The 26,808-nt window shown below is 68.9% G+C and carries 22 protein-coding genes and 1 pseudogene; 9 read left to right on the top strand and 14 right to left on the bottom strand.

Annotated features, from left to right (window positions below; all coding sequences use genetic code 11):
* Positions 1-55 precede the first annotated feature (55 nt).
* The 3 genes from RM812_RS30975 to mshB form a co-directional block, all read right to left on the bottom strand.
* Complete coding sequence (locus RM812_RS30975) at positions 56-2,350, bottom strand: hypothetical protein (protein WP_311579879.1); 2,295 nt, start codon at positions 2,348-2,350, stop codon at positions 56-58.
* 156 nt (positions 2,351-2,506) lie between these two features.
* On the bottom strand, positions 2,507-2,926 hold the full coding sequence (locus tag RM812_RS30970) for a DUF6113 family protein (RefSeq protein ID WP_311579876.1): 420 nt from the start codon (positions 2,924-2,926) through the stop codon (positions 2,507-2,509).
* Positions 2,923-3,822: an N-acetyl-1-D-myo-inositol-2-amino-2-deoxy-alpha-D-glucopyranoside deacetylase gene (gene mshB / locus RM812_RS30965; protein ID WP_311579873.1), complete on the bottom strand. Its 900-nt coding sequence runs from the start codon at positions 3,820-3,822 to the stop codon at positions 2,923-2,925. Before mshB ends, RM812_RS30970 begins: the two co-directional genes overlap by 4 nt.
* Before the next feature lie 146 nt (positions 3,823-3,968).
* Between mshB and RM812_RS30960 the strand changes: the two genes are divergently transcribed.
* The 3 genes and pseudogenes from RM812_RS30960 to RM812_RS30950 all read left to right on the top strand — a co-directional run.
* A complete protein-coding gene (locus RM812_RS30960; RefSeq protein WP_311579870.1) occupies positions 3,969-4,832 on the top strand; it encodes a helix-turn-helix domain-containing protein in 864 nt (287 codons plus the stop codon).
* Positions 4,829-5,023, top strand: a complete 195-nt coding sequence (locus tag RM812_RS30955; protein WP_311579867.1) for a DUF397 domain-containing protein — start codon at positions 4,829-4,831, stop codon at positions 5,021-5,023. Before RM812_RS30960 ends, RM812_RS30955 begins: the two co-directional genes overlap by 4 nt.
* Positions 5,024-5,030: 7 nt before the next feature.
* Positions 5,031-5,263, top strand: a pseudogene (locus tag RM812_RS30950) (PPOX class F420-dependent oxidoreductase); the annotation flags it as partial.
* A 39-nt stretch (positions 5,264-5,302) separates the two neighbouring features.
* Here the strand turns inward: RM812_RS30950 and RM812_RS30945 are convergent.
* Positions 5,303-5,497 carry a hypothetical protein gene (locus tag RM812_RS30945; protein ID WP_171142976.1) on the bottom strand — a complete coding sequence of 65 codons (195 nt, stop codon included), beginning with the start codon at positions 5,495-5,497 and terminating at the stop codon, positions 5,303-5,305.
* Between the two features lie 187 nt (positions 5,498-5,684).
* On the opposite strand from RM812_RS30945, the gene RM812_RS30940 reads away from it, so the two are divergent.
* Entirely contained in the window at positions 5,685-7,799 is a 2,115-nt protein-coding gene (locus tag RM812_RS30940; protein ID WP_311579860.1) for a S9 family peptidase, read from the top strand.
* A gap of 128 nt (positions 7,800-7,927) precedes the next feature.
* Here RM812_RS30940 and RM812_RS30935 read toward each other — a convergent pair whose 3' ends face one another.
* Genes RM812_RS30935 through RM812_RS30915 form a run of 5 tightly spaced genes read right to left on the bottom strand, consistent with a single transcriptional unit; the run spans position 7,928 to position 13,569 of the window.
* Positions 7,928-9,022: an ABC transporter ATP-binding protein gene (locus RM812_RS30935; protein ID WP_311579856.1), complete on the bottom strand. Its 1,095-nt coding sequence runs from the start codon at positions 9,020-9,022 to the stop codon at positions 7,928-7,930.
* The gene (locus tag RM812_RS30930; protein WP_311579853.1) at positions 9,015-9,998 is read right to left on the bottom strand and encodes an ABC transporter ATP-binding protein; all 984 of its coding nucleotides are present in this window, start codon (positions 9,996-9,998) and stop codon (positions 9,015-9,017) included. Before RM812_RS30930 ends, RM812_RS30935 begins: the two co-directional genes overlap by 8 nt.
* Positions 9,999-10,007: 9 nt before the next feature.
* Positions 10,008-11,018, bottom strand: a complete 1,011-nt coding sequence (locus RM812_RS30925) for an ABC transporter permease (RefSeq protein WP_311579850.1) — start codon at positions 11,016-11,018, stop codon at positions 10,008-10,010.
* Positions 11,011-11,934: an ABC transporter permease gene (locus RM812_RS30920; protein ID WP_311579847.1), complete on the bottom strand. Its 924-nt coding sequence runs from the start codon at positions 11,932-11,934 to the stop codon at positions 11,011-11,013. Before RM812_RS30920 ends, RM812_RS30925 begins: the two co-directional genes overlap by 8 nt.
* A 9-nt stretch (positions 11,935-11,943) precedes the next feature.
* Positions 11,944-13,569: a peptide ABC transporter substrate-binding protein gene (locus RM812_RS30915; protein WP_311579844.1), complete on the bottom strand. Its 1,626-nt coding sequence runs from the start codon at positions 13,567-13,569 to the stop codon at positions 11,944-11,946.
* Positions 13,570-14,125: 556 nt separating this feature from the next.
* Between RM812_RS30915 and RM812_RS30910 the strand changes: the two genes are divergently transcribed.
* The 5 genes from RM812_RS30910 to RM812_RS30890 all read left to right on the top strand — a co-directional run bounded on the left by RM812_RS30910 (position 14,126) and on the right by RM812_RS30890 (position 20,265).
* Positions 14,126-15,154, top strand: coding sequence for an ABC transporter permease (locus RM812_RS30910; protein WP_311579841.1), 1,029 nt, complete (start codon positions 14,126-14,128; stop codon positions 15,152-15,154).
* 79 nt (positions 15,155-15,233) lie between these two features.
* Positions 15,234-17,000: an ABC transporter substrate-binding protein gene (locus RM812_RS30905; RefSeq protein ID WP_311579838.1), complete on the top strand. Its 1,767-nt coding sequence runs from the start codon at positions 15,234-15,236 to the stop codon at positions 16,998-17,000.
* 106 nt (positions 17,001-17,106) lie between these two features.
* Positions 17,107-18,087 (top strand): ABC transporter permease, encoded by a 981-nt coding sequence (locus RM812_RS30900; protein ID WP_311579835.1) that lies wholly within the window; start codon positions 17,107-17,109, stop codon positions 18,085-18,087.
* 70 nt (positions 18,088-18,157) lie between these two features.
* Positions 18,158-19,195, top strand: a complete 1,038-nt coding sequence (locus RM812_RS30895) for an ABC transporter ATP-binding protein (RefSeq protein ID WP_311579833.1) — start codon at positions 18,158-18,160, stop codon at positions 19,193-19,195.
* Between the two features lie 26 nt (positions 19,196-19,221).
* Positions 19,222-20,265 (top strand): ABC transporter ATP-binding protein, encoded by a 1,044-nt coding sequence (locus tag RM812_RS30890; RefSeq protein WP_311579830.1) that lies wholly within the window; start codon positions 19,222-19,224, stop codon positions 20,263-20,265.
* 156 nt (positions 20,266-20,421) lie between these two features.
* Here RM812_RS30890 and RM812_RS30885 read toward each other — a convergent pair whose 3' ends face one another.
* From RM812_RS30885 to RM812_RS30865, 5 genes are all read right to left on the bottom strand, one after another.
* The gene (locus tag RM812_RS30885) at positions 20,422-21,537 is read right to left on the bottom strand and encodes an ABC transporter ATP-binding protein (RefSeq protein WP_311579827.1); all 1,116 of its coding nucleotides are present in this window, start codon (positions 21,535-21,537) and stop codon (positions 20,422-20,424) included.
* Positions 21,538-21,549: 12 nt separating this feature from the next.
* Positions 21,550-22,611: an ABC transporter ATP-binding protein gene (locus RM812_RS30880; RefSeq protein ID WP_311579824.1), complete on the bottom strand. Its 1,062-nt coding sequence runs from the start codon at positions 22,609-22,611 to the stop codon at positions 21,550-21,552.
* Between the two features lie 10 nt (positions 22,612-22,621).
* Positions 22,622-23,599, bottom strand: coding sequence for an ABC transporter permease (locus tag RM812_RS30875; RefSeq protein WP_311579821.1), 978 nt, complete (start codon positions 23,597-23,599; stop codon positions 22,622-22,624).
* A 104-nt stretch (positions 23,600-23,703) separates the two neighbouring features.
* Entirely contained in the window at positions 23,704-25,515 is a 1,812-nt protein-coding gene (locus RM812_RS30870; protein ID WP_311579818.1) for an ABC transporter substrate-binding protein, read from the bottom strand.
* Positions 25,516-25,616: 101 nt separating this feature from the next.
* Positions 25,617-26,651, bottom strand: a complete 1,035-nt coding sequence (locus RM812_RS30865; protein WP_311579815.1) for an ABC transporter permease — start codon at positions 26,649-26,651, stop codon at positions 25,617-25,619.
* Between the last annotated feature and the right edge of the window lie 157 nt (positions 26,652-26,808).

Raw genomic sequence — 26,808 nt, 5'->3', positions numbered from 1 at the left:
CCCGACGGGGGGGGCGCCGGGCGAGTGCCGGGCGCCCCCCCCTCGTGGACCGGCGTCAGCTGGGGTCGGTCTCGATGACCGCCACGCGGTCGGTCTTGCTCTTCAGGGCCTGGCGCAGGGCTCCGTAGACGTCCTCGGGGGTGACGGCCGTCTTCTCACCGTTGGCGCGGGTGATGAGCACGCCGTCGAACGTCTGACCGTAGAGCTCCTTGAGGGCGTTCAGGTCGGGCTTGTCGACGAGCTTGCCGTCGATGGCCGTGACCCTGAGGAACTTCCACAGCGACTTCTCCGGGCTCATCTGAATGGAGTGCGCCGCGTCGGTCTGCACGGTCACCCTGGCCGACATCGCCGGCTCGGCGAACTCCGCCATCATCCGGTCGACCTCGGCCTTGGAGACCGTGGGCTGCTGGGCCGTCGTCGGCACGTTCACCGGGGTGGCGGTGCCCGTCTCCACCTGGGCGCGGTACGCCGCCGCCACGGCATCGGTCGACTTGGCCACGTCTATGCCCTTGCCCGCCTTGCCGTACACCGGGACGGCCCTGCCGGACTCGAACCTGATCGTGCCCTCGGTCACCGATCCGGCCCCGCCGGCGGCGTTGCCCAGGGCGGCGTGGAGCTTCTCCTCGTCGACGGGCATGACCGGGTCGACGACCCGCTGCTGCCCGAAGAGCGAGCCGACCACGGAGACCGGGTTGTAGTCGCTCTTCGCCGCCGCGCTGGCCGTGGCCTGCGTGTCGAGCTGCAGCCCCGCCTGGTCCGGCTTCAGGGAGACGGTCTCGCCCCCCACCGCCAGCTTGAGCGGCTTGCTCGCGCGGGCGCCGAGGACGTCGTCCAGCTTCTCCACGGCGTCGTCGCGCGTGCCGCCGCCGATGTCGACGCCGAGCACGGTGGTGCCCTTGGGGACGTCGGAGCGGTTCATGAGCAGACCGGCGCCGTAGACGACACCGGCGACGAAGACCAGACCGCCGACGAGCAGCGGAAGCTTCTTCCGCCCCTTCTTCCTGGCGGGCTTGGCCGACTTGGCGGAGCCCGCCGGGGGCTCGGAGACCGGCTCGGGCAGCTTGGGCGGCGTGTGCGGCAGCGGCCCGTCGGGGGACGCTCCCCGGAACGGGGTGGTCCGGTCGCTCGGCACGACGGGGATGCCGCTGGTGACGGTGTTCCCGGAGACGTTGTCCGGGTTGCCGTAGCCGGGAGTGCCCGGCTCGGGGGCCGGCTTCTGCGGGGTGAGGATCGCGGTGTCGTCGCTGAGCCCACCGCCGGGGCCCGGGCGGGCGGCGTCGCGGCCGGTGCCGGGAGCCTGGGGCCTGCCCGGTCCCCCCGGGCCGGCCGGGCCCGCCGGACCGCCGGGCGCGCCCAGGCCGTTCGGCGCGGACCCGCGCTGGGGGCCGGGGCCACCGGGCACGCCGAAGTCGCCGCTGCCACCGGCCGGCGGGGGCGTCAGCCGGCCCTCTCCGGTGACCGGGCCGCCGGTCGGGCCGGCGGGGCCCTGGGGGCCGCCGTACGGGGACGCGCTGTGGGGGCCACTCGCGTGGTTCGGGGCTCCGTGCTCGTTGCCCGAGAAGTACGGCAGGTCGTCGCGGCGCGGCTCGATGCCGCCGTCGGTGCCCGGGCGAGTGCCGGTGGCGGTGCCGTTGCCGGTGCCGTTGCCCAGTGGTCCGGCCGCCAGTGCCTCGGTCACGTCGAAGGAGCCGGTGCCGCCCCCGTGTCCGGGCGCCACGGGCCCGCCGGTCGCCCCGGAGAGACCGGCGCCGTTGGTGGAGCCGGACCGGGAGCCGCCCGGCACGTTCATCGAGCCGACGACGCCACCGGGGCGGCCACTCCCGCCGCCCGGCCGCGCACCGGCGCCCGCGCCTGAAGGACCGGCACCCGGCGCACCCGGGCCGCCGGCCGGTGTCCCGGAACCCCCGGGCAGACCGGCGCCGTTGGTGGAGCCGCCACCCTGGACGCCCTTGCCGGAACCGGACTTGCGCGGCGCGAACCAGTCGCTGGTCGGCTTCTCCTCGGCCGGCTGAGCGGGCTCGGCCGGAGTCTCGGGGGCCGGGCCCGCGGGCGCGGCGGCGCTCGGCGCGGGCCGCTCGGCCGGCTCCGTGTCGACGGTGTCGCCCTCGGCGTCCGCGACGGGCTTGCGCATGACGACCGGCGGAATGGGCCGCGACCCGGGGATGTTGATCCGGATGCGGGTCGTCAGCGTCGTCTCGGTCTTGCGGTCCTCCGGCCGCGAGGCCGAACGGCCCGCGTCCACACCGGCGTCGGAAGCCACGGGTGTCCCGTAGGGCGGGGTGCCCGAGGGGTAGGCGGCTCCGCCGCGCCCGTGGGGCCCGGAGGACGAACTGTCAGTTTCACGACTCAAGGCAGGTTCTCCCGGTTGGCTCCGCCGCCCGTCACACCAGAAAGCGGGCGGCTCGGCGGCGCGCACCACCATACTGGCCGCTTCTCACACGTATCCCGTGACCGCCGGGGAAACCCACACCGGACTCGCACGACCGCGCGACGGCGAAGTAGTACGTCACTTGCGAAGTCGGTCGGCGTCGCCGTCCGGTTGCCGCACCGGCGCGAGGGTGGCGCACATCACAGCCACGCCGATACCGCCGAGCAGGAAGAGGTACGAACCGCTTCCGGCGGCGAAGAGGAAGTCGCCCTCGGGCCGGCTGCTGGTGAGCAGGACTACGGCCAGGGCCCAGCCGACGGCGGGCGCGACGGCACCGCCACGGCGGCCCACGGCCCGTCCCGCGCCGATGCACAGCCCCGCCTCGGCGGCCAGCGCGAGCAGCAGCCCTCCGGGGAACCACGCGGGCTGCACCAGTGCGCCCGCCACACCGACGAGGGCGCCGGACACGAAGAGCCCCAGGTAGAGGGCGGCCCGCCCGAGGGACGGCGCCCGCAGCGGCTGGGCCAGGGCCGAGGTCGGCTCGGTGCGGCCGCTCATGACGCCTCCTCGGTCCCGGTCCCGGCGGGCGAGAGAGCGACGCCGGCGAAGAGGTCGCTCTCTCGCTCCTCGCCGTCACCGGCCCGCTCGCCGCGCACCAGTTCGTAGTACTCGGTGGTGAAGACCGGCTGGGCCAGTTCGTTGGAGAGGACGAAGTACGGCTCGGCCACGGTGATCTGCGTGGCGTGCGCGCGTATGGCGGCGGTCTTGGCGGCGGCGTACGGGGTGCCCTCGCCGCGGATCTCGGTGGTGATCCGCTCGTCGTCGACGACGCCCGGTACGTCCTCGATGCCGGCCGCCTTCTCGAAGGGCAGGCCGGGCAGGTCGTCGCGGAGGCGGGCGAAGGCGTCCTCGGCGACGGTGCGCGGTACGCGGTTCCAGTAGACCTTGGCGATCGGGCAGCCGGCCTCGGCCGCCAGCTCTGCGGCGCGCATGGCGATGCGGTGGGCCTGGACGTGGTCGGGGTGGCCGTAGCCGCCGTCGGAGTCGTAGGTGACGAGGACCTGGGGTCGTACCTCGCGGATCACCTCGACCAGGAGCGCGGCGGCCCGGTCGACGTCCGCCTGCCACAGGCAGCCGGGGTCGTCGTTGTCGGGCAGGCCCGTCATCCCGGAGTCGGCGAACCGGCCCGGCCCGCCGAGGAGCCGGAAGTCGTCGACGCCGAGTGCGCGCATGGCGGCCGCCAGTTCACCCCGTCGGTGTCCGCCCAGCGCGGGTCCGGACAGGTGCGCGAGCTCGGGCGGGATGACCTCGCCCCGCTCGCCGAGGGTGCAGGTGACCAGCGTCACGTGGACGCCCTCGGCCGCGTACCTGGCCATGGTGACGCCGTTGTTGATCGACTCGTCGTCCGGGTGCGCGTGCACCAGCAGCAGACGCCGGGCGGGGAGTTCCGTCATGCCCCCACCTTATGAGGCCGAGTCCTCGTCCTCGTAGCGCGGCCCGGCACGACTGTCCAGGGCTTGTCCAGTGCCGTCCGGGCGGTCGACGGCGTTGCCATGGGTAGGGCGTCGCGGTACGGCGCGGTACTACGGAGGGGCGCGAGATGTCGGTGGACGTCGAGACGGAGCAGGTGGACGAGCCGGGCTGGGAGGTGGACCCCAACGACGACTGGGCCCTCGCCGTGATCGCCACGGTGGGGCGGCAGCTCAGGCTGCGGCGCGAGGCGGCGGGGATGCGGGCCGCCGACTTCGCGGTGGCGGTCGGGTACGGCGAGGACATGGTCTACAAGATCGAAGGCGGGAAGCGGATCCCCCGCCTCGATTACCTGGACACGGCGGACCGGCTGCTGGACGCGGGCGGGCTCATCTCGGCGATGAAGGAGGACGTGAAGAAGGTCCGGTACCCGAAGAAGGTGCGGGATCTCGCACAGATGGAGGCGCGGGCGGTGGAGTTGCAGTTGTACGACCCGCTGCACATCCACGGGCTGTTGCAGACCCCGGAGTACTCACGTGCCCTTCTTTCGATGCGGCGTCCGACCTACGCGGCTGAAGAGGTGGAGCGGTTCATCGCAGCCCGCGTCTCCCGCAAAACGATTTTCGAACGGGATCCGGCACCTGAACTCAGCTTCGTGCTGGAGGAGTGGTCGCTTCGACGACCACTGGGCGGCAAGCCGGCCCTGCGCAGCCAGCTTGCGCACCTGCTTGAGGCATGCGGACTGCGCAACGTCGAGCTGCAAGTGATGCCGATGGACCGTGAGGAACATGCCGGAGTGGACGGCGGCATCGAAGTACTGAAGTTCGGAGACGGCTCGGCGGTCGGACGCTCCCCAGCAGTGGCCAACGGCCGACCGGTGTCCGACCCAAGGCAACTCCGTATCCTGGAACTTCGGTATGGAATCATCCGGGCCCAAGCTCTCACCCCGCGTGAGTCGACGGCCTTCATCGAACAACTGCTGGGGGACACATGATGCGCAGCACCGACCTGGCGTGGTTCAAGAGCAGCCACAGCAGCGGCAGCGAGGGCGACTCCTGCGTAGAGGTCGCCGTCGAACCCGGGACCGTCCACGTCCGTGACTCCAAGCACGCCGGTGCCGGGCCCCGGCTCGCTCTGGCGCCGGAGGCGTGGACCTCCTTCCTGGCCGGCGCCCGGCCCGAGTGAAGGGCGCTCCACCGCCGACCGCCTCAAGGTCCGCCGACTGCGCCGCGACCCGCACGCCTCACTGCACGTCAGCGGCCGGGAGTCTGGTCGTTCGCCGTGGCGGAGGGCGAGGCGGAGACAGTGGACCCGGCGGACGGGGCGGCCCCCGGCGAACAGCCACTGCCCGACCGCCGTGTGGTGATCCTGATCAGGGTCTCCCGGCTGTACGGAACCGCCCTGGACGTCGCCGCCCAGGACTGAGCCGAGGAGGAACGGCCGCCGCCACCGCCTGTCCTGCCGTCAGAACTTGATGCTGCCGATCATCCCCGCGATGTTCGTCGTCAGCTCACTGATCGTGGGAGCGACGGTCGAGGAGGCCAGGTAGAAGCCGAGGAGCATGCACACGACCGCGTGCCCCGCCTTCAAGCCTGATTTCTTGACCAGCAGGAAGACGATGATCGCCAGCAGCACAACCGCCGAAATCGAGAGTGCCACGGCGGCTCACCTCCAATAGGCCCAGGGACATGGGGGGGTCGGACGCAGTCGAACCTTGGGGCAGATAAATCCACGCAGCGGGCATCTGGTTGATACCCACTATGCGCTAGTGATCATAACTATCCGTGCGCGCGCATCTCTCGGCGCACGGCCGCACAAGGGGGCGCATGGCCAATATGGTCAAGGCATGACGACCGAGTCCGACTCCTTCCCCAAACGGCACGCCCGCACCCAGCGGTTCACGCTCGGCGCGCCGCGTTCGTTCACCGTGGCACCCGATGGCTCCCGGGTCGCCTTCCTCCGCTCCGGTACCGGTACGGACCGGGCCAACTCGCTGTGGGTCCTCGACGTCGAGGAGGGCGGGGAGCGCGTCGCCGCCGACCCGCGCGCCCTCCTGGGCGGCGCCGAGGAGCATCTGTCGCCCGAGGAACGGGCACGGCGTGAGCGCAGTCGCGAGGGCGGCGCCGGCATCGTCGGTTACGCCACCGACTCCGCCGTCGAACTGGCCTCTTTCGCGTTGTCAGGGCGGCTCTTCGCGGCCGAACTGCGGGCCGGGACGGCGCGCGAACTGCCCACCCCCGCACCGGTGATCGACCCGCGGCCCTCCCCCGACGGACGGCACATCGCCTACGTCGCCCGAGGCGCTCTGCGGGTCGTGGGTGCCGAGGGGGACGGCGACAGGGCGCTGGCCGAGGCGGACGCGGAGGGCGTCACCTACGGGCTCGCCGAGTTCGTCGCCGCCGAGGAGATGGGGCGCAGCCGGGGCTTCTGGTGGGGTCCGGAGTCGGACCGGTTGCTGGTGGCACGCGTGGACGACACGCCGGTCAGCCGGTGGTGGATCTCCGACCCGGCCCACCCCGAGCGTGATCCACACCACGTGCCGTACCCGGCGGCGGGCACCGCCAACGCGGACGTACGGCTGTTCGTGATCGGGCTGGACGGGGGGCGCACGGAGGTCCTCTGGGACCGGGCGCGGTATCCGTATCTGGCGCGAGTGCACTGGTCAGCGGCGGGGGCGCCGCTCCTCCTCGTACAGGCGCGCGACCAGCGCAGCCAGGTATTCCTGGCCGTGGACACCGAGTCCGGTACGACCCGGATGGTGCACGCCGACGAAGATCCAACTTGGCTGGAACTCTTCCCCGGTGTGCCCTGCTGGAGCCCCTCCGGACAGCTCGTGCGGATCGCCGACGAGGGTGGCGCGCGGGTACTGGCGGTCGGTGACCGTCCGCTCACCGGCGCTCAGTTGCATCTGCGGGCGGTGCTGGACGTCTCCGGCGACGACGTGCTGGTTTCCGCGTCGGCGGGCGAGGAGGCGGCCGACCCGGAGATCGGCGAGGTGCACGTGTACCGGGTGAACGAACTCGGTGTGGAGCGCCTCTCGCAGGAGCCCGGCGTGCACTCGGCGGTGCGCGCCGGGGGCGTGACCGTGCTCCTCTCCGCGACGCTCGCTCGACCGGGGGCCCGGGCGCAGGTTCTGCGGGACGGAAAGCTCACGGCGATCGTCACCTCTTACGCCGAAGACCCCGGTTTGTCCCCGCGCGTGACGCTCACCCAAGGGGGCGCACGCCGTGTCCCGTGCGCCGTGCTTATGCCAAGGGACTACCACGGTGACACCCCCCTCCCCGTTCTCCTGGACCCGTACGGTGGTCCGCACGGCCAGCGCGTGGTGGCCGCGCACAACGCCCACCTCACCTCCCAGTGGTTCGCCGACCAGGGGTTCGCGGTGGTCGTCGCCGACGGGCGGGGCACTCCGGGACGCTCCCCCGCCTGGGAGAAGGCCATCAAGGACGACGTGGCCGCTGTCGTCCTCCAGGACCAGGTCGACGCGCTCCAGGCCCTCGCCGCCGACTTCCCGCTCGACCTGGACCGCGTCGCCATCCGTGGTTGGTCCTTCGGCGGTTATCTGGCCGCCCTGGCGGCGCTGCGCCGGCCCGACGTCTTCCACGCGGCGGTCGTGGGGGCCCCGGTCACCGACCTGCGGCTGTACGACACCCACTACCAGGAGCGCTACGTCGGCCACCCGGACGAGCAGCCGGAGGTCTACCGCCGCAACTCGGTGATCGACGACGCGGGCCTGGTGGACGCCGCCGAGCCGCACCGCCCCATGATGGTCATCCACGGACTGGCGGACGACAACGTGGTGGTCGCCCACTCCCTGCGCCTGTCCTCGGCACTGCTGGCCGCCGGCCGCCCGCACGAGGTGCTTCCGCTGTCCGGGGTCACGCACATGACCCCGCAGGAGTCGGTTGCCGAGAACCTGCTGCTGCTCCAGGTGGACTTCCTGAAGCGGTCGCTGGGCTGACCTCACCCGAAGGCACCAACCGCCTTAACACGCGGGCAACTTCGCCGAAGCGGTACCGATATACGGACACGGCACGCTGATCGGCGTACGGCCGTGCGGGTGCCGTAAGCGGGCCGGGGAGCGCCATGTCACCCCGGCCCGCTGCCGTTGCCCTCGCCTTCCGTCTCGGGCGGCACCACCTTCCCCGGCGCGGAGCGCCACATCGGCAGGGTTTCGGCGAAGTGACAGGCCGAGTCGTGCGCGGCGGGGCCGGAGACGTCCCGGAACTCGGCGGGCACCGCCAGCGCGGGCACCTCCAGGGCGCAGCGCTCCCGGGCCTTCCAGCAGCGGGTGCGGAAGCGGCAGCCGGAGGGGATGTTGGTCGGGGACGGGACGTCACCGGCCAGGATGATCCGCTCGCGGTGCTCCCGGGCCTCCGGATCGGGCACGGGTACGGCGGACAGCAGCGCCTGGGTGTAGGGGTGCGTGGGGTGGTCGTAGATCTCGGCGTCGCGGCCGGTCTCCACGATGCGGCCGAGGTACATCACGCCGACCCGGTCCGAGATGTGCCGGACGATCGACAGGTCGTGGGCGATGAAGACGTAGGACAGGTCGAACTCGTCCTGGAGGCGGCTCATGAGGTTGATGACCTGGGCCTGGACCGACACGTCGAGGGCCGAGACCGGTTCGTCGGCGACGATGATCTCCGGGCGCAGCGCCAGCCCGCGCGCGATGCCGATGCGCTGGCGCTGGCCGCCGGAGAACTGGTGCGGGTAGCGGTTGATGTACTCGGGGTTCAGGCCGACCACGTCCAGCAGGTGCTGGACCCGTCCGCGCCGGTCCCCTTTCGGGGCCACCTCCGGATGGATGTCGTACGCCTCTTGGATGATGTCGCCCACGGTCATGCGGGGGTTGAGGGAGGTGTAGGGGTCCTGGAAGACCATCTGGATGTTCCGGCGTACGGCCTTCAGGGCCCGGCCCGAGAGCCTGGTGATGTCCTCGCCCTTGTAGCGGATCTCGCCGGCCGTCGGCTTCTCCAGGTTGACCAGCATCTTGGCGACCGTGGACTTGCCGCAGCCGGACTCCCCGACGATGCCCAGGGTCTCGCCGCGGGCCAGCTCGAAGTCGACGCCGTCGACGGCCTTGACCGCGCCGACCTGCTTCTTGAAGAGGATGCCGGAGGCCAGCGGGTAGTGCTTGACCAGGCCGCGGACTTCGAGGATCGGCTCGGTGGTCTCAGCCATGCAGGCACTCCCTCCAGAAGTGGCAGGCGCTGCCCCGCTCCGCGTCGGATTCGGTGACGTCGTACAGCGGCGGTACGTCGGTGTGGCAGACGTCCTGGGCCATGGGGCAGCGGGGATGGAAGGCGCAGCCGGGCGGGATGCGGGTCAGGTTGGGCGGCAGGCCCTTGATGGCGTAGAGCTCCCGGCCCTTCTGGTCGAGGCGCGGGATCGACTCCAGCAGGCCGCGGGTGTAGGGGTGAGCGGCGCACTTATAGATGTCGTGGACCGGTGCCGTCTCCACGATCCGGCCCGCGTACATGACGGCGATCTTGTCGGCGACGTCGGCGACCACGCCCAGGTCGTGGGTGATGAGGATGAGGCCCATGCGCAGCTCGCGCCGGAGTTCCGCGAGGAGGTCCATGACCTGGGCCTGGACGGTGACGTCGAGGGCGGTGGTCGGTTCGTCGGCGATGATCAGCTTGGGTTCCAGGGCCATCGCCATGGCGATCATGATGCGTTGGCGCATGCCGCCGGAGAACTGGTGCGGGTACTGCCGCACCCGCTCCTTCGCGGCCGGGATGCGTACGCGGTCCATCAGCTCGACGGCCCTGGTCCGAGCGTCCTTGCGGGACATGCCGCGGTGCACGGTGAACATCTCGCCGAGCTGGTCGCCCACGGTCAGGACGGGATTCAGCGACGACAGCGCGTCCTGGAAGATCATCGCCATCTCGGCGCCGCGGACCTTGCGGCGTTCCTCCTCCTTCAGTTTCAGCAGGTCCCGGCCTTCGAAGAGGACCTCGCCCGCGGTGATCCGGCCGGGCGGGACGTCGAGGATGCCCATGACCGCCTGGGCGGTGACGGACTTGCCGGAGCCGGACTCGCCGAGGACGGCCAGGGTCTCGCCCGCGTCGACGCCGTAGCTGACGCCGTTGACGGCCTTGGCGACACCGTCCCGGGTGTGGAACTCCACGTGCAGGTCGCGTACGTCGAGCAGCATGGCGGCGGCTCACCTCAGCTTCGGGTCGAGGGCGTCGCGCACCGCGTCGCCGAGCATGATGAACGCGAGGACGGTGACGGCCAGGGCTCCGGAGGGCCAGAGGAGTGCGTGCGGGGCGTTGCGGACGTAGGGGGCGGCGGCGGAGATGTCGATGCCCCAGGAGACGCTGGGCGGTTTGAGGCCGACGCCGAGGAAGGACAGGGTCGCCTCCAGGGAGATGTAGGTGCCGAGCGCGATGGTCGCGACGACGATGACGGGGGCGACGGCGTTGGGCGCGATGTGCCGCAGCAGGAGGCGGGAGTTGGAGGCGCCGAGGGCGCGGGCGGCCTGGACGTAGTCGTTCTGCTTGACGGTGATGACGGATCCGCGGGCGATGCGGGAGATCTGCGGCCAGCCGAGCAGCACGATGAAGCCGATGACCGGCCACACCGTGTTGCTCGTGATCACGGACAGCAGCACCAGACCGCCCAGCACCACCGGGATCGCGAAGAAGACGTCGGTGATCCGGGACAGGACCGCGTCCCCCGCGCCGCCGAAGAACCCGGCGAGCCCGCCGAGCACGCTGCCCAGCACCGCCACCCCGAGCGTCGCCAGCACACCCACCGCCACCGACGTGCGGGCGCCGTACACCGTGCGGGTGTAGACGTCGCAGCCCTGGCCGTTGAAGCCGAAGGGATGCCCGGACTGGGAGCCTTCCTGGGCCTTGGCCAGGTCGCACTTGAGGGGGCTGCCGGAGGCGATCAGGGACGGCCAGACGGAGATGACGACCAGGAAGAGGATCACCAGCGCCGAGACGACGAAGACCGGGTTGCGGCGCAGGTCGTGCCAGGCGTCGGACCAGAGGCTGCGGGGCTTGTCCTGGGGGCCGGTGCCGGCCGGTCCGCCCGTGCCTCCCGGGCCTTCTGGACCTCCCGGGGTCTTCTCCAGCGTCACCGCCTCGCTCGCGCCGAGGTCCATCGTCCCGCCCATGCCGGTGCCGGCGATGGCGCGCTCGGGCTCGTAGGGCTGCTGCTCAGGCATAGCGGATCCTCGGGTCGAGTACGGCGTACAGGAGGTCGACGAGGAGGTTGGCGACGAGGAAGACGAGGACCAGGACGGTGACGAAGCCGACGACGGTCTGGGTGTTCTGGCGCAGGATGCCCTGGTAGAGCTGGTAGCCGACGCCGTGGATGTTGAAGATCCGCTCGGTGACGATGGCCCCGCCCATCAGGGCGCCGATGTCGGTGCCGATGAAGGTGACGACGGGGATCAGGGAGTTGCGCAGCAGGTGCCGGGTGATGACCCGGTGGCGGGGCAGGCCCTTGGCGATGGCGGTGCGGACGTAGTCGGAGCGCCGGTTCTCCGCGATCGAGGTACGGGTCAGGCGGGTGACGTACGCCAGCGAGACCGAGGCGAGGACCAGGCCGGGGACGATCAGCTCGCCGATGGCTGCCTCGGTGGACACGGCCGGGTCGATCCAGCCCCATGTGACGCCGAGCAGGAGCTGGAGCAGCAGGCCGGTGACGAAGGTGGGGACCGAGATGACGACGAGGGTGAGCAGCAGGACTCCGGTGTCGACGGGGCGTCCTCGGCGCAGGCCGGTGACGACCCCGAGGACGATGCCGACGACGACCTCGAAGACGATCGCCACGATGGTCAGCCGGATGGTGACCGGGAACGCCGTCCCCATCAGCTCGGTGACCGGCTGGCCGTTGAACGCGGTGCCGAAGTCGCCGGTGAAGACGTTGCCCATGTAGGTGACGTACTGCCGCCACACGGGCTGGTCGAGACCGAACTCGTGCCGCAGCTGGGCGGCGGTCGCCGGGTCGCACTCCCGGTCGCCGCAGAGTCCCGCGATGGGATCGCCCATCACGTTGACCATCAGGAAGATCAGCAGCGTGGCCCCGATGAAGACCGGGATCATCTGGAGCAGCCGCCGGACGACGTACCGTCCCATGGCGCCCCCTCAGCCGACCTTGATCTCGTTGTACACGGGGACGCTGAACGGGTTGAGCTTCACGTTGGACAGCCGCTGCGAGTAGCCGGCGCTGCCGTTCTGGTACCAGAGCGGGATGGCGGCCATGTTGTCCCGGACGACCCCCTCGGCCTGTTGGAAGGTCTTGATCGCCTGGGCGGCGTCGGTCTCGCCGTTGGCCTTGTCGATGAGGCCGTCGTACTCCTTGTTCGACCACTTGCCGTCGTTGGAGGAGGCGTTGGTGTAGTAGAGCGGCTGGAGGAAGTTCTGGATGAGCGGGTAGTCCATCTGCCAGCCCGCCCGGAACGGGCCGCTCATCTTGCGGTCGGTGATCTGGCTGCGGAAGTCGGCGAAGGTGCCGACCGGGTTGCCGACGCAGGCGCGGTCGTTGTCCAGGGCGTTGTTGATGGAGTTGCAGACCGCGTCGACCCACTGCTTGTGGGAGCCGGTGTCGGCGTTGTAGGTGATCCTGACCTGGCCGCCGGGCAGGCCCCCGCCGTCCCTGACCAGCTTCTTCGCCTCGTCGGGCTGGTACTCGCAGGCCTCGCCGCACAGGCCGGCCTGGTATCCGCCGTCCGCACCGAGGACGGGGGAGGTCCAGTCGGTGGCCGGGGTGCGGGTCTGGCGGAAGATCGTGTCGGTGATCTGCTTGCGGTCGATCGCCATGGACAGGCCCTTGCGGACCTTCTCGGAGCCGGGCTTGTTCCAGTCGCGGTCGTAGTACGGGAAGGCGAGGGTCTGGAGGATGCCGGCCGGGGTGTTGATGTACCGGTCACCGAGGTCGCTCCTGACGTTCTTGAGCTGGGCGGCGGGGACGTCGTCGGCGAGGTCGAGGTTGCCCGCCATCAGGTCGGTGTAGGCCGTGTTGTTGTCGGTGTAGACCTTCAGGTCGACGCCGCCGTTCCGGGCCTTGTCCGGGCCGGGGTACCCGTCCCACTTCCTGAGGGACATCTGGGAGCCGCGGGTGTAGTGGTCGACCATGTACGGGCCGTTGCCGACCGGTTTCTTCAGCCAGGCGTCGTGGTCGTCGAAGAACGCCCTGGGCAGCGGGGCGAAGGCGGGGTAGCCGAGGGTGTCGGGGAAGGTCGAGAACTTCTGGCTGAGTCGGACGGTGAAGGTGCGGGGGCCGGTGACCTTCAGTCCGGAGAGCGTGTCGGCGCTCTGCTTGCCCCCGCCCTCCGGGTGGACCTTGTCGTAGCCGTCGATGTAGGCGAAGAAGTACGCGTTGCGCTGGTTGTTCCTGAGGCTCGCGCCGTAGTTCCAGGCGTCCACGAAGGACTGGGCGGTCACCTTCTCGCCGTTGCTGAAGGTCCAGCCGTCCTTGACGGTGACGGTGAAGTTCTGCGAGTCGGAGGTGTCGATCCTCTCGGCGAGCATGTTCTTCGCCTCGCCGGTCTCCGGGTCGTACTTCTTCAGCCCCCGGAAGATCATGTCGAGAACCTTGCCGCCCTGCACCTCGTTGGTGTTGGCCGGCTCGAGCGGGTTCTGGGGGTCGCCCCAGGAGGAGCTGAGCACCGCGCCGGTGTCTCCGCTGCCGCCCCCGCCTCCGCAGGACGTCGCGGCGAGGGCTGCCACCACCGCGCATGCGGCCCGTCCGGCGTGCGTGGATCCGCGCATGGAGTGCCTCCTCGTGCCCTGACTCGTACGTTGCCGCGTTACCGGTCAGGATCAGGGGGCGCGTACCTCGGCGCATATCCGTCCGGTCCGTACGGGTTCGGAGGTCCGCCAAACGAGAACGGACGGGGCGTTCCTTCGTCCGCCACTCCGTCTTTTGGAGGGATCCCACATCCAGGGTGCCGGGGTCGGTGAGGCTGCGGAGCGCGCTCCCCCGGCGCGCTGTGGACGATCTCGGACGCCGGCGCAACAGTTCTTCGCCAAGCAATGCCAAACCGTTGGAATGCGAACCTCCGGTGTACGCATTCCGACGACCTCGCGTCCGCATAACGAACGTCTTGACCGATTAGTGAAGTTGGTCCGATCTAAGGCACAGATCCATCACAACCCGCTACACGCGTAGCTACTTTTTGGCCAATGACAGGTAAAGAAGGTAAAGAGCGCGTCAAGCCGGTCTGGATTTTATTGACCTTGGACGAATTGCGTTGAAAAAGTCCGGCGTAGCCCGTAGGGGGACGCCCTGCGGAGTCATCAGACCCTCCCTTGGGCCAGGAGCACCATGACCCCCCCAACTCCATCAGCGGCTGCCCCGCTCGAGGTGACCGACGAGAGCGTCGTCAAGTCGCCCACGCCCGCCACTCCTCAGGGCAGCGAGAGCCGTTCACCCGGGCGCCTGGCCTGGACCCGCTTCAAGCGGGACAAGACGGGTGTCATATCCGCGTGCATCGTGATCTTCTTCTTCGTGATCGCGCTCGCGGCCCCCCTCATAGCCAAGCTCTACGGCAAGAACCCGTACACCACGTACGCCAGTGAGCGCCCGGAACTGCTGAACCCCTTCTCCTACCCGGCCGGCCCCAACGGCGGCATGAGCGGTGAGTTCTGGTTCGGCGTCGAGCCGCAGCTCGGCCGGGACGTGTTCACGTTCCTGCTGTACGGCATCCGCACGTCGCTGGGCATCGCGGTGGCCGCCACCCTGCTCACCTCGCTCGTCGGTGTCGTCGTCGGCATCACGGCGGGCTACCTCGGCGGCAAGACGGACTACTTCGTCAGCCGGGTCATCGACATCCTGCTCTCGTTCCCGTCCACGCTCTTCTTCATCGCCTTCATGCCGGTCGTCTACGGCCTGTTCATCGCGGACGACGAGAACATCCCGACCTCGCTGCGCGCCGTCTCGCTCATCCTGGTGCTGTCGGCCTTCGGCTGGGCCTCCCTCGCCCGACTGCTGCGCGGCCAGGTCCTCGGCCTGCGCGAACGGGAGTTCGTCGAGGCGGCCAAGGTCACGGGTGCGTCCCCGTTCCGGGTCGTCTTCAAGGAGCTGCTGCCCAACCTGTGGACGCCGATCATCATCCAGTCCACGCTGATGCTCCCGGCGTTCGTCACCGCCGAGGCCGGTCTGGCCTTCCTCGGCGTCGGCATCATCGACCCGACCCCGGACTGGGGCGTCATGATCCAGCGCGGCGCCCAGTTCTACACCGAGGACCTCACCTTCATGCTCTTCCCGGGCGTCTCGATGGTGGTCTTCGTCCTCGCCTTCAACCTCCTCGGTGACTCGGTGCGCGACGCCCTCGACCCGAAGAGCAAGCGCTGACCCTTCCGATCCATCCGGCTCGTCCAACGCCGTCCGGCCGGCCGTCCCGTCCCGTTTGTCCTTCTCTGGCAGGTGCCTCATGTCTTTCTCACGTAGAAACTTCCTCATCGCCACCGGTGTGGTCGCGGCTTCTTCCTCGGTGCTGACCGCGTGCGGCGGCGGGGACGGCGGCTCCGGCTCCTCCGCCAAGCACGACGGCCCCAAGGTCAGCGGCAGCGAGACCATCGACATCAAGGTCGGCTCCAAGGCCGACTCGGCCGGTCCGGCCCCCGAGGTCAAGGGCGCCGTCAAGGGCGGGACGATCTACTCGCTGGACCAGTTCGACATGGACCACATGGACCCGGCGCAGATCTACATCTCGACCGAGGCCGCCATCACCGTGCCGATCATGCGCGGTCTGACCGGTTACAAGATCGACGACAAGGGCGTCACCACCCTGGTCGGCGACGCCGCCACCGACGCCGGCACCATGAAGGACGGCGGCAAGACCTGGTCCTTCACCCTGAAGGACGGCCTGAAGTGGGAGGACGGCTCGGAGGTCACCGCCGACGACGTCCGCCACACCTTCGAGCGCATCTTCGCCCCGTTCATCACCGAGGGGCCGATCTTCGTGCAGACCTGGCTCGAGGGCGGCGACAAGTACAAGGGCCCCTACGAGGGCAAGCACCTCGACTCCATCGAGGTCGACGGCAAGACCATCACCTTCCGCCTGAAGGAAGCGCGCAGCGACTTCAACTTCACGGTGGCCATGCGCGGTTACTCCCTGGTGCCGAAGAAGCTGGACACCAAGGAGAAGTACGACAAGAAGCCGGTCTCCTGCGGCCCGTACAAGATCGAGAGCCGCAGCGTCGGCAAGTCGATGACCTTCGTGCGCAACGAGCACTGGGACCCGAAGACGGACCCGATCCGCAACGCCTACCCGGACAGCTTCCACTTCCAGTTCGGCTTCGAGCTGGTCGCCTCCACCGACCGCTACATCGCGGACAAGGGCAACGACCAGTACACGATGTCGATCTTCAACGAGATCGCCCCCGAGCGCATCGCGCAGGTGCTCACCAACGCCGAGTACAAGAAGCGGGTCCTCACCCGGGTCGACACGGTCACCTACTACTGGCCGATCAACACCACCCGCATCACGGACGTCAAGGTCCGCCAGGCGATCAACTGGGCGTGGCCGCACCAGCAGCTCCAGACGATCAGCGGTGGCGCCTACAGCACCGAGATCGCCACCACCATCCTCAGCCCGGTCACCCCCGGCTACGAGAAGTTCGACCTCTACGGCACGACCAAGAAGCCCGGCGGCGACCCGGAGAAGGCCAAGGCGCTGCTGAAGGAGGCCGGCAAGGTCGGCCAGAAGCTGGTCATCGCCTACCAGCAGTCGGACACCCAGGTGAAGGTCGCCGTCGCGGTCAAGAACGCCCTGGAGAAGGCCGGCTTCGAGGTCGTCAACAAGCAGGTCGACAAGTCGACGTTCTACACCCAGATCGGCAAGATCGACAACGAGTACGACCTGTTCGGTGCCGGCTGGAGCCCCGACTGGCCGAACGGCTACTCGGTCTTCTACCCCTGCTGGCACGGCGACAACATCGGCGACGGCCGCAGCAACTACGCCCAGCTGAACGACACCGGTGTGAACAAGGCGATCGACGCCGCCTCGAAGATCGCCGACCCGGACGAGGCCAACAAGGCCTGGGGTGCCATCGACCGCCAGATCATGGAGCTGGCGCCGGTCGTCCCGGACTACCACAAGATCCGCAACTGGATGTACGGCTCCAAGGTCGGCAACGTCGTCTACGACGGCGGCAACAACTGCATCGCGCTCTGCAAGCTCTACGCCGCGAAGTAAGCGCGCACGATCCCTCGGGGGCGGCCGGCATCCGCACGACCGCCCCCTGGGGCCCACCCCCCTCCACACCCCCGGCGACGGCGCCCCGTCCGGAAAGTCACGCCCCATGCTCCGCTTCCTAGTCCGCCGAGTTCTCGGCGCGATGGTCATCCTGCTGATCATCAGCGCCGTCACCTTCTGGCTCTTCTACGCGATCCCGCGTGACCCCGCGATGATGTCCTGCGGCAAAAACTGCACGAAGGAGAACCTGGACCAGATCCGGCAGAACCTGGGCATCGACGAGTCGATCGTCATGCAGTTCTGGCACTGGCTCGTGGGCGTCTTCGCCGGACGCGACTACGGCGGGTACGGCTACTGCGACGCACCCTGCCTCGGCTACTCGTTCGCCAACAACGAGCCCGTCTTCGGCACGATCATGGACCGGCTGCCGCTGACCCTCTCGCTCGCCTTCGGCGCGGCGTTCTTCTTCCTGATCATCGGTGTCGGCGCGGGCATGCTCGCCGCGCTCAAGCAGGGCAAGTTCCTGGACAAGTTCGCCAGCTCGGTGTCGCTGCTCGGCTCCTCGCTCCAGGTCTACTTCGTCGGCTACGTCGCCATGTTCTTCCTGGTCTCGCAGCTCGGCATCCTCAGCCAGCCCTCGTACACCCCGCTCACGGAGAACCCGGTCGCCTGGGTGTCCGGTCTGCTGCTTCCGTGGCTCGTGCTGTCGATCATCTTCACCGCCAACTACACCCGTATGACGCGCTCCCAGATGGTGGAACAGCTCAGCGAGGACTACGTCCGCACCGCCCGCGCCAAGGGCCTGTCCCAGTCGAACGTCTTCTTCCGGTTCGCCTGGCGCGGCGCGATGGGCCCGATCGTCACCCTGTTCGGCATCGACCTCGGCACCCTGATCGGCGGCGCCATCATCACCGAGTCGGTGTTCTCCCTCCAGGGTGTCGGCCGGCTCGCGGTGCAGGCCGTGAACCAGAGCGACCTGCCCATGCAGCTCGGTGTCACCGTGCTGGCGGCCGGCGCGATCGTGTTCTTCAACATCATCGTCGACGCGGTCTACGCCCTCATCGACCCGCGGATCCGGCTCGCCTGACCTCCGCCCGTAGTCGCCCCTCCCACCGCCCCACCCGGCTACCCCCCGCATCACCTCCTGGAGCGTCCCCGTGACGAGCACCGAACAGCAGCCCTTCCTCTCCGTCAGGGACCTGAAGGTCCACTTCTCCACCGAGGACGGCATCGTCAAGGCCGTCGACGGGCTCACCTTCGACCTCACCAAGGGCAAGACGCTCGGCATCGTGGGCGAATCGGGCTCCGGCAAGTCGGTCACCAACCTGACGATCCTGGGCCTGCACGACCGGGAACGCACCGCGATCGAGGGCGAGATCGTCCTTGACGGCAAGGACCTGCTCACCGCCACCGAGCGCGAGCTGGAGCGGTTGCGCGGCAACAAGATGGCGATGATCTTCCAGGACGCGCTGGCCTCGTTGTCGCCGTACCACACCATCGGCAAGCAGATCGGCGAGACGTACCGCAAGCACACCGGCGCCTCCAAGAAGGAGGCCCGGGACCGGGCGATCGAGATGCTGCGCCGGGTGGGCATCCCGCAGCCGGACGTCCGGGTGGACGACTACCCGCACCAGTTCTCCGGCGGTATGCGCCAGCGCGCGATGATCGCCATGGCGCTGGTCTGCGACCCCGAGCTGCTCATCGCGGACGAGCCGACCACGGCCCTCGACGTGACGGTCCAGGCGCAGATCATGGACCTGCTCAAGGACCTCCAGCAGGAGTTCGGCACGGCCATCATCTTCATCACCCACGACCTCGGTGTCATCGCGGACATCGCGGACGACGTCCTGGTGATGTACGGCGGCCGGTGCGTGGAGCGCGGCACCAAGGAGGAGGTGCTGCGCGATCCGCAGCACCCGTACACCGTGGGCCTGATGAGCTCCATGCCGAGCCTGGACGGACCGGTCGACGTGCCTCTGGAACCGATTCCGGGCTCGCCGCCCTCGCTGCTCAACCCGCCCACCGGCTGCCGTTTCCACCCGCGGTGCGCCTTCGCGGACAAGGTCGAGGACGGGCTGTGCTCCTCGAAGCAGCCCTCGCTGGAAGTGGTCAAGGGCCGGGGGTCCGCCTGCCACCTGCCCCCGCAGCAGCGCCCGGAGCTGTTCGCCGACTTCGCCGGTTCCCGGCACAACTGACGTACAAGAGACAGGACTTCACCATCATGAGCAACGCGGAAACGCTCCTGGACGTCAGCGGCCTGGCCAAGCACTTCCCGATCAAGGGCGGCTTCCCGATCCCGCGTACGGTCGGGGCCGTCCGAGCGGTGGACGGCCTGGACTTCCAGGTGCGCGAGGGCGAGAGCCTCGGCCTGGTCGGCGAGTCGGGCTGCGGCAAGTCGACCACGGGCCGGCTGATCACCCGCCTGCTGGAGCCCACGGGCGGCAGGATCACCTACCGGGGCCAGGACATCACGCACGCCAAGCGCAGGGCGCTCGCGCCGATCCGGTCCGAGATCCAGATGATCTTCCAGGACCCGTACGCCTCCCTCAACCCCCGGCAGACGGTCGGCAAGATCATCGCCGGTCCGATGGAGATCAACGACATCAACCCGGCGGGCGGCCGGGAGAAGCGCGTCCGGGAACTGCTGGAGATCGTGGGTCTCAACCCCGAGCACTTCAACCGCTTCCCGCACGAGTTCTCCGGCGGCCAGCGCCAGCGCATCGGCGTGGCCCGCGCGCTGGCCCTGGAGCCGAAGCTGATCGTGGCCGACGAGCCGGTCTCCGCGCTCGACGTGTCGATCCAGGCGCAGGTGGTGAACCTGCTCCAGAAGGTCCAGAAGGAACTGGGCATCGCGTTCGTCTTCATCGCCCACGACCTGGCCGTCGTGCGGCACTTCTCACAGCGCGTCGCGGTCATGTACCTCGGTAAGATCATGGAGATCGCCGACCGCGACGACCTGTACGACAACCCGCGTCACCCCTACACGCGCGCCCTGTTGTCCGCCGTGCCCGAGGCCACGGTGGAGGACACGCCCCGCGAGCGCATCCGGCTCGTCGGCGACGTGCCCTCGCCCATCAACCCGCCCTCGGGCTGCCGCTTCCGCACCCGCTGCTGGAAGGCGACGGACAAGTGCGCCTCCGAGGCGCCGCCGCTGGTCCAGGTGGAGGGCAACAAGCCCGGTCACCTGACGGCCTGCCACTACCCCGAAGCGGTGGACGGCGACACGTCCCCGCGTCTGTCCAAGACCCCCCGGGCAGCAGCCTGACAACACCCCTTTTCGTCGGCACTGCCCGCGGAACGGACTCTCGACGGCCCATTGACCCGAGCCCCGAAACGTCCGCTTCCAGGGAAACCGAGGGCCCTCGCCTCCCCAGGCGAGGGCCCTCGGTTTGTGCTCCACGCGTCCTCGCGTGGGCGCGGGTCAGTCCTTGTCCGCCTCCTCCAGCGCGGTCAGCGCCGGATCCAGGACGATGTCCTCCTCGCGGGCCGCGATCGTCGGCTCCTCCGGGAAGTGGCAGGCCGTCAGGTGGCCCTCGTGGTTGCCCTCGATGCGGACGAGCGGAGGCACCTCGGAGGCGCACTTGTCCTGCGCCTTCCAGCAGCGGGTGCGGAAGCGGCAGCCGGAGGGCGGCATGATCGGCGAGGGCACGTCGCCGGCGAGGCGGATGCGCTCACGGTCCTCCGGCTCGTCGACCAACGACACCTCGGGCACCGCCGACAGCAGGGCGTGCGTGTAGGGGTGGCGAGGCCTGGTGTAGAGGGAGGTCCGGTCGCCGACCTCGACCACCTTGCCGAGGTACATGACCGCGACACGCTGCGAGAAGTGCCGGACGACGGCGAGATCGTGGGCGATGAAGACGAACGCGATGCCCAGCTCCTGCTGCACCTTCTGCAACAGGTTCACCACCTGCGCCTGGATCGACACGTCGAGCGCGGAGACCGGCTCGTCCGCGACGATGAGTTTCGGGCTGAGTGCCAGGGCGCGGGCCACGCCGATCCGCTGGCGCTGGCCGCCCGAGAACTCGTGCGGGAAGCGGTTGAAATGCTCGGGGTTGAGGCCGACGAGCTCCAGCAGCTCACGGACCTTCTTGTCCCGGCCCCCCTTCGGGTCGATCCCGTTGACCTCCATCGGCGACTTGATGATCGTGCCGACGGTCTGCCGGGGGTTCAACGAGGAGTACGGGTCCTGGAAGATCATCTGGATTTCGGAACGGACGGGTGCCAGCTGCCTCCGGGACGCGTGGCTGATGTCGTGACCCGCGTACTCGATCTTCCCGCTCGTCGGTTCCAGGAGCCGGGTGATGAGCCGGCCCGTCGTGGACTTGCCGCAGCCGGACTCGCCCACCAGTCCGACGCTCTCCCCCACACCGACGGACAGGTCGACGTCGTCCACGGCCTGGACGGCGCCCACCTTCCGCTTGATCGGGAACCCGCCGTAGATCGGGAAGTGCTTGGTCAGGCCCTCGACCTTGAGGAGCGTCTCGGAGCTGGAAGTGGAGGGGCCCTGCTGCGCGGGAAGGGTGAGTTCGTCGCTCATGTCTCGGTCTCCCTAACGCAGCCTGGGCTGGATCTTGTCGATGAAGAAGGTCTGCTTCTGCTCCGCCGTCAGATGGCAGGCGGCGGAGCGGCCCTCGCCGAGCGACGGCCGCTCGGTGCCGCACCGGTCGCCCGTCACCTCGCCCGTGAACGTGCACCGCGGATGGAACGGACATCCGGACGGCGGGTTCAACAGGCTGGGCGGGGAGCCGGGGATCGGGGTGAGCGCCTGGTCGATGCTGCCGCCGAGCCGCGGCATGGAGCTGAGCAGCCCCCAGGTGTACGGATGCCGCGGGCTGCGCAGCACCTCGGCGGCGCTGCCGCGCTCCACCGCCCGGCCCGCGTACATCACGAGCAGGTCGTCGGCCATGTCGGAGATGACCCCGAGGTCGTGGGTGATGAAGACGATCGCCGAGCCGAACTCCTGCTGGAGGTCCTTGAGCAGATCGAGGATCTGCGCCTGGACGGTCACGTCCAGGGCGGTGGTCGGCTCGTCGGCGATCAGCAGGTCGGGGTCGCACACCAGTGCCATGGCGATCATCACGCGCTGGCGCATACCGCCGGAGAACTGGTGCGGGTAGTCGTCCACGCGGGTTTTCGGCTGCGGGATCCCGACCTTGGTCAGCATCTCGATCGCCCGCGCCCGCCCCTCCTTCCTGGAGGCGCCGGTGTGCTTCATGAAGGGCTCGGCGATCTGCCGGCCCACCGTGTAGTACGGCGAGAGCGCGGTCAGCGGGTCCTGGAAGATCATGGCGACCTTGTTGCCGCGGAGCTTCTCCAACTCCTTCTCGGTCGCGGTGACGAGTTCCTTGCCGTCGAGGACGATCTCGCCCTCCACCGTGGTGTTCTTGCGGTCGTGCAGACCGAGAACGGTGAGGTTGGTGACCGACTTGCCGGACCCCGACTCTCCCACGATGCCGAGGGTCCGGCCGCGCTCGACGTCGAAGGACAGGCCGTCGACCGCCTTGACGATGCCGTCCTCGGTGGAGAACCGCACCCGGAGATCGCGGACCGAGAGGAAGGACTCCGGCCCGGTCGGGGCCGTATCGCCTTCGGTCCTGGTCAGAGTGCTCACGGTGTTTCTCCTAGCTGAGCCGCACGCGCGGGTCGATGTATGCGTAGGCGAGGTCCACGAGGATGTTCAGGAGCAGGATGAAGAAGGCCCCGAACAGCATCACTCCCATCGTCACCGGCAGGTCCTTGGTCAGCGACGAGTCGACCGCGAGACGCCCGATGCCGGCGAGGTCGAAGGTGAACTCGGTGACCACGGCCCCGGACAGCAACGCGCTGAGGTCGATGCCGAGGATGGTGACGATCGGGATGAGTGAACCCCGCCAGGCGTAGCGGAAGAAGACGTATCGCTGCTTCATGCCCTTGGCCCGGGCGGTGCGGACGTGCTCCTCCTGGAGCTGCTCGATCATGGTCGAGCGCGCCATACGGGTGTACTGGGCGGTGAAGATGGTGGCCATCACGCACCAGGGAATGATCATCCCGGCCGCCCAGGCGAGCGGGTTCTCCGTGAACGGCTCGTACTTCGGGTTGTCCAGGATTCCCGACTGGTACACGAAGATGCCGAGGACGATCGGGCCGAGGAAGTAGATCTGGAACGAGCTGAGGACGATGGAGGCGCCGCTGACCAGCTTGTCCGCGACGGTGCCGCGCTTCCAGGCGGCGAGCAGACCCGAGCCGAGGCCCAGGGCCAGGAAGATGACCAGACCGCCGACGGTCAGCGAGAGCGTCAGCGGGAAGCGGTCCATGATCGAGTCCCAGACGAACTCACCGGTGTCGAAGGACATGCCCAGGCACGGCGCGGAGCAGTGCCCCTGAGTGAAGTCACGGCCGGTCACGATGCCCGACATGAACTCCCAGAACTGGGTGGTGATGGGCTGGTCCAGACCGAGGTTCTCGCGGATCACCGCGATGTTCTCGGGGGTGCAGTTTCTGCCGCAGGACAGCTCGGCGAAGTCCTGGGGAATCGTATAGAACAGGAAGAAGGTGAAGGCGCCGATCAGGAATATGATCACGAAGGCGCCGATCAACCTGCGAACGAGGAACTGAAGCATGGCAGGTGGATGCTCTCTTCGGGAACGCGACGGCAGGTGGAGAACCCCTCCGTGGGGGTGCGCTCCGCTTGGCGCGCACCCCCACGGTCAGCCGGGTCGGCGGGCTACGGCTGCTTCAGGTACAGGTCGTTGATGTCGATGTAGCTCGACTCGGTGCTGTACCTGGCGCCGCCGACGTTCGAACCGAAGAGCTGGATCTGCTTCGAGTAGTAGACCGGGGCCGCCGGGTTGACCTGCTCCACGATGCGGCGGTGGGCCTGCTCCCAGGTCTTGGCGGCCTCCTGCGGCTCCTGCGTCAGGGCCTTCTTGATCAGGTCGTTGACCTGCTGGTCGTCGATGTGCGAGTAGTTCGACCCACCGTCGGCGACCAGTTCACCGTCGTAGACCGGGGTGACGACCGTGGACGCGCTCGGCCAGTCCTGGCCCCAGCCGGTCATGTAGAGGTCGTACGGGTTCTTCAGCTTGCCGACCTGCTCGTAGAAGCTGGCACGGTCGATCTCCTTGGCCTGGACGTCGAAGCCGATCTTCGACAGGGCGTCCTTGATGATGACCATCTGGGCCTGGCCGCGGGGGGTGTTGGAGTAGGCGTAGGTGAGCTTCGTGCCCTCCTTGACACCGGCCTCCTTCAGCAGCGCCTTTGCCTTCTCCGGGTCACCGTTCGGCTTCTTCAGCTTGCCGAACGGGTCGTACGTCGGGTCGAAGTTCGGCAGGGTCGGGGCGAGCAGCCCGCCGGCGACCTCACCGCCGTAGCGACCGCCGTCCGCCTGGACCATGGACTGGTTCGGGACCGCGTAGGTGATGGCGTCGCGGATCTTCTTGTCCTTCATGCGGTCCAGGTTGAAGGTGAGCTGCCACACGTAGACCTGGTAGCCCGAGATGGTCCGCTTCTTCGTCGCCGGGTTACCGATGACGGTCGACATCTGAGCCGGGTCGACGGCGTCCGTGAACTGGATGGCGTTCTTGGCGTCGCCCTGGTCGGCGATCAGACGCTTGGTCTGGCTGGCCTGGTCGATGGTGCTGGTGAAGTTGTAGCCGTCGACGTACTGGTGACGCACCGAGTCCGTCTTCGGGTCCCACTGGTCGTTCTTGACCAGCTTCATGGACTTGCCGGGCTTGTACTCGGCGATCTTGTAGGGGCCGAGAGACGCCGGGGCGTCGTCGTACTTCTCCTTGGTGTCCCGCTTCTCGGGCACGACGGCGTAACCGGCCATGGCGAGGGCCTGCGGGAGGTCCGGGCGCGGCTGGGAGAAGTGGAAGACGACCGTCTTGTCGTCCGGCGTCTCCAGCACCGAGTCCGGCAGGTGCTTGCCCTTGTACGGACCGTCCGGCAGCGCCTTGCGGTAGTCGTTGCCGGAGAGCCAGGACTGGACGTAGGTCGGACCGTCGAAGATCACCTTGGAGTACTGGCGCTCGATGGTGTGCCGGACGTCCGCCGAGGTGATGACGTTGCCCTGGTCGTCCTTGATGCCGTCCTTGAGCTTGTACGTCCAGGTCTTGCCGCCGTCGGAGGACTGGCCGGAGTCGGTGGCGATGTCACCGACGACGGTCAGGTTGCCCTTGTCGTCCTCCTGGAAGTTCGTCAGGCCGCGGTGGATCAGGTTGGCGAACTGGCCGGCGTCGCTGACGTAGATCTGCCCCGGGTCCATGTGGGTCAGGTCCGACTGCATGTACACGTTGATGAACCCGCCGGGCTTCGCTCCGGCGATGGCCTCGGCCGGACCGTTGGACGCCGCGGCGTCACCGTAGGCCACCGGGTCCTGCTGCTCGGCGGCGTCCTTCTGGCTCTTGGCGTCGCTCTTGCCCTTGCTGCCGCCGTCGCTGTCACCGGAGCAGCCGGTCAGCACCAGCCCGCCGGCCACGATGGCCACGGCTATGGCGCGGGTGGTACGCGTGGTGCGGGTCCTGATGGGCTTCATAATGCCGATCCACCTGCCTGTCGATAGTTGTCCACGAGTGCTGCCTGACGGTCCGGAAGCCCGGCACGGGGGCGGCAGCTCCCCCACCCACCAATGGACGGTTAGCGTCCGGTCTTGGGGTCGAATGCGTCCCGGACGGAGTCTCCGAGAAGGTTGAAGGAGAGAACGAAGACGACCAGCGCCGCACCCGGGAAGAACATGTACATCGGGTCCTGCTCGTACACGTCGGCGCCGATGGCGAACATGCGGCCCCAGTCCGGGGTCGGTTCGACGAAGCCGACACCGATGTACGACAGGAAGGCGATGCCCAGGATCGTGCTCGGGAGGATGTAGGTGGCCTGCACCAGGATCGGTGTGACGATGTTCGGCAGGATCTCCTTGCGCACGATGCGCCAGGGAGAGGCACCGGACACCTTGGCCGCCTCAACGAACTCCCTTTCGCGCAGCGTCAGTACGGAGCTGCGCACCAGACGGGCCAGCCCCATCCAGCCGAGGAACCACATCACCAGGGTGATGGCCACGGCCCTCAGGTACGTGGGGGTCTCGTCCTGCGGGGAGACGAACATCGCGGTCACGACGGGCATGAAGGCGATGAAGAAGAGCTGTTGCGGGAAGGCCAGGAAGAAGTCGGTGACCCGGCCGAGCCAGTAGTCGACGCGGCCGCCGAAGAAGCCGCTGACCATGCCGATGATCACGCCCGTGAGGACGCAGAGGGTGGTGACGACCACGGCCATGTACAGGGAGGTGCGCATGCCGTACAGCAGCATGGTGAACACGTCGCGGCCGAGCTTGGGTTCGACCCCGAACCAGAAGTCGCCCGACATGCCGCCGAAGGAGCCGGTGGGCATGGCGAAGTCGTCCAGGAGGAAGGGGTGGTCGGGCTCCTGGGCGTACAGCGTGTAGGGGTCCTTCCCGTACACCTTCGCGATGAGCGGTGCCAGCGCGGAGACGACGAAGAAGAAGATCACGACGCACGCGGAGATCACCCCGGTCCGGTCGCGTTTGAAGCGCAGCCACATCAGCTGCCCGGGAGAGCGGCCTTCGTGGCTCTTCGCCTCGACGGTATTGGCCGGCTCCGGCGCGCCATCGGCGACGGCCGACGTTCCGCCGCCCTCAATGTCGATTGGACTTGTCACAATTCGCCCATTTCACAGGTGTGGGTGTGCCGAACCGGCGACCTGCGCAGGGTGTGCGCGGTCGCGGAACGGATCATGAAGAAGCGCCGGGACGTCCCCCGGGGATGCGGGAAACCCGCAGCCGGACGCGCGTAGCCGGAACCCGGCCCTCAGCGGC

The organism is Streptomyces lancefieldiae, assembly GCF_031845825.1.
GTDB classification, from domain to species: domain Bacteria; phylum Actinomycetota; class Actinomycetes; order Streptomycetales; family Streptomycetaceae; genus Streptomyces; species Streptomyces lancefieldiae.
The sequence above is the reverse complement of the archived record's forward strand: the minus strand, read 5'-3'. Positions and strand labels throughout refer to the sequence as shown.

Excerpts from the sequence above, each read along its gene's own strand:
- RM812_RS30970 (WP_311579876.1), bottom strand. The coding sequence starts at position 2,926 with ATGAGCGGCCGCACCGAGCCGACCTCGGCCCTGGCCCAGCCGCTGCGG.
- mshB (WP_311579873.1), bottom strand. The coding sequence starts at position 3,822 with ATGACGGAACTCCCCGCCCGGCGTCTGCTGCTGGTGCACGCGCACCCG.
- RM812_RS30960 (WP_311579870.1), top strand. The coding sequence starts at position 3,969 with ATGTCGGTGGACGTCGAGACGGAGCAGGTGGACGAGCCGGGCTGGGAG.
- RM812_RS30955 (WP_311579867.1), top strand. The coding sequence starts at position 4,829 with ATGATGCGCAGCACCGACCTGGCGTGGTTCAAGAGCAGCCACAGCAGC.
- RM812_RS30940 (WP_311579860.1), top strand. The coding sequence starts at position 5,685 with ATGACGACCGAGTCCGACTCCTTCCCCAAACGGCACGCCCGCACCCAG.
- RM812_RS30935 (WP_311579856.1), bottom strand. The coding sequence starts at position 9,022 with ATGGCTGAGACCACCGAGCCGATCCTCGAAGTCCGCGGCCTGGTCAAG.
- RM812_RS30930 (WP_311579853.1), bottom strand. The coding sequence starts at position 9,998 with ATGCTGCTCGACGTACGCGACCTGCACGTGGAGTTCCACACCCGGGAC.
- RM812_RS30925 (WP_311579850.1), bottom strand. The coding sequence starts at position 11,018 with ATGCCTGAGCAGCAGCCCTACGAGCCCGAGCGCGCCATCGCCGGCACC.
- RM812_RS30920 (WP_311579847.1), bottom strand. The coding sequence starts at position 11,934 with ATGGGACGGTACGTCGTCCGGCGGCTGCTCCAGATGATCCCGGTCTTC.
- RM812_RS30915 (WP_311579844.1), bottom strand. The coding sequence starts at position 13,569 with ATGCGCGGATCCACGCACGCCGGACGGGCCGCATGCGCGGTGGTGGCA.
- RM812_RS30910 (WP_311579841.1), top strand. The coding sequence starts at position 14,126 with ATGACCCCCCCAACTCCATCAGCGGCTGCCCCGCTCGAGGTGACCGAC.
- RM812_RS30905 (WP_311579838.1), top strand. The coding sequence starts at position 15,234 with ATGTCTTTCTCACGTAGAAACTTCCTCATCGCCACCGGTGTGGTCGCG.
- RM812_RS30900 (WP_311579835.1), top strand. The coding sequence starts at position 17,107 with ATGCTCCGCTTCCTAGTCCGCCGAGTTCTCGGCGCGATGGTCATCCTG.
- RM812_RS30890 (WP_311579830.1), top strand. The coding sequence starts at position 19,222 with ATGAGCAACGCGGAAACGCTCCTGGACGTCAGCGGCCTGGCCAAGCAC.
- RM812_RS30885 (WP_311579827.1), bottom strand. The coding sequence starts at position 21,537 with ATGAGCGACGAACTCACCCTTCCCGCGCAGCAGGGCCCCTCCACTTCC.
- RM812_RS30875 (WP_311579821.1), bottom strand. The coding sequence starts at position 23,599 with ATGCTTCAGTTCCTCGTTCGCAGGTTGATCGGCGCCTTCGTGATCATA.
- RM812_RS30870 (WP_311579818.1), bottom strand. The coding sequence starts at position 25,515 with ATGAAGCCCATCAGGACCCGCACCACGCGTACCACCCGCGCCATAGCC.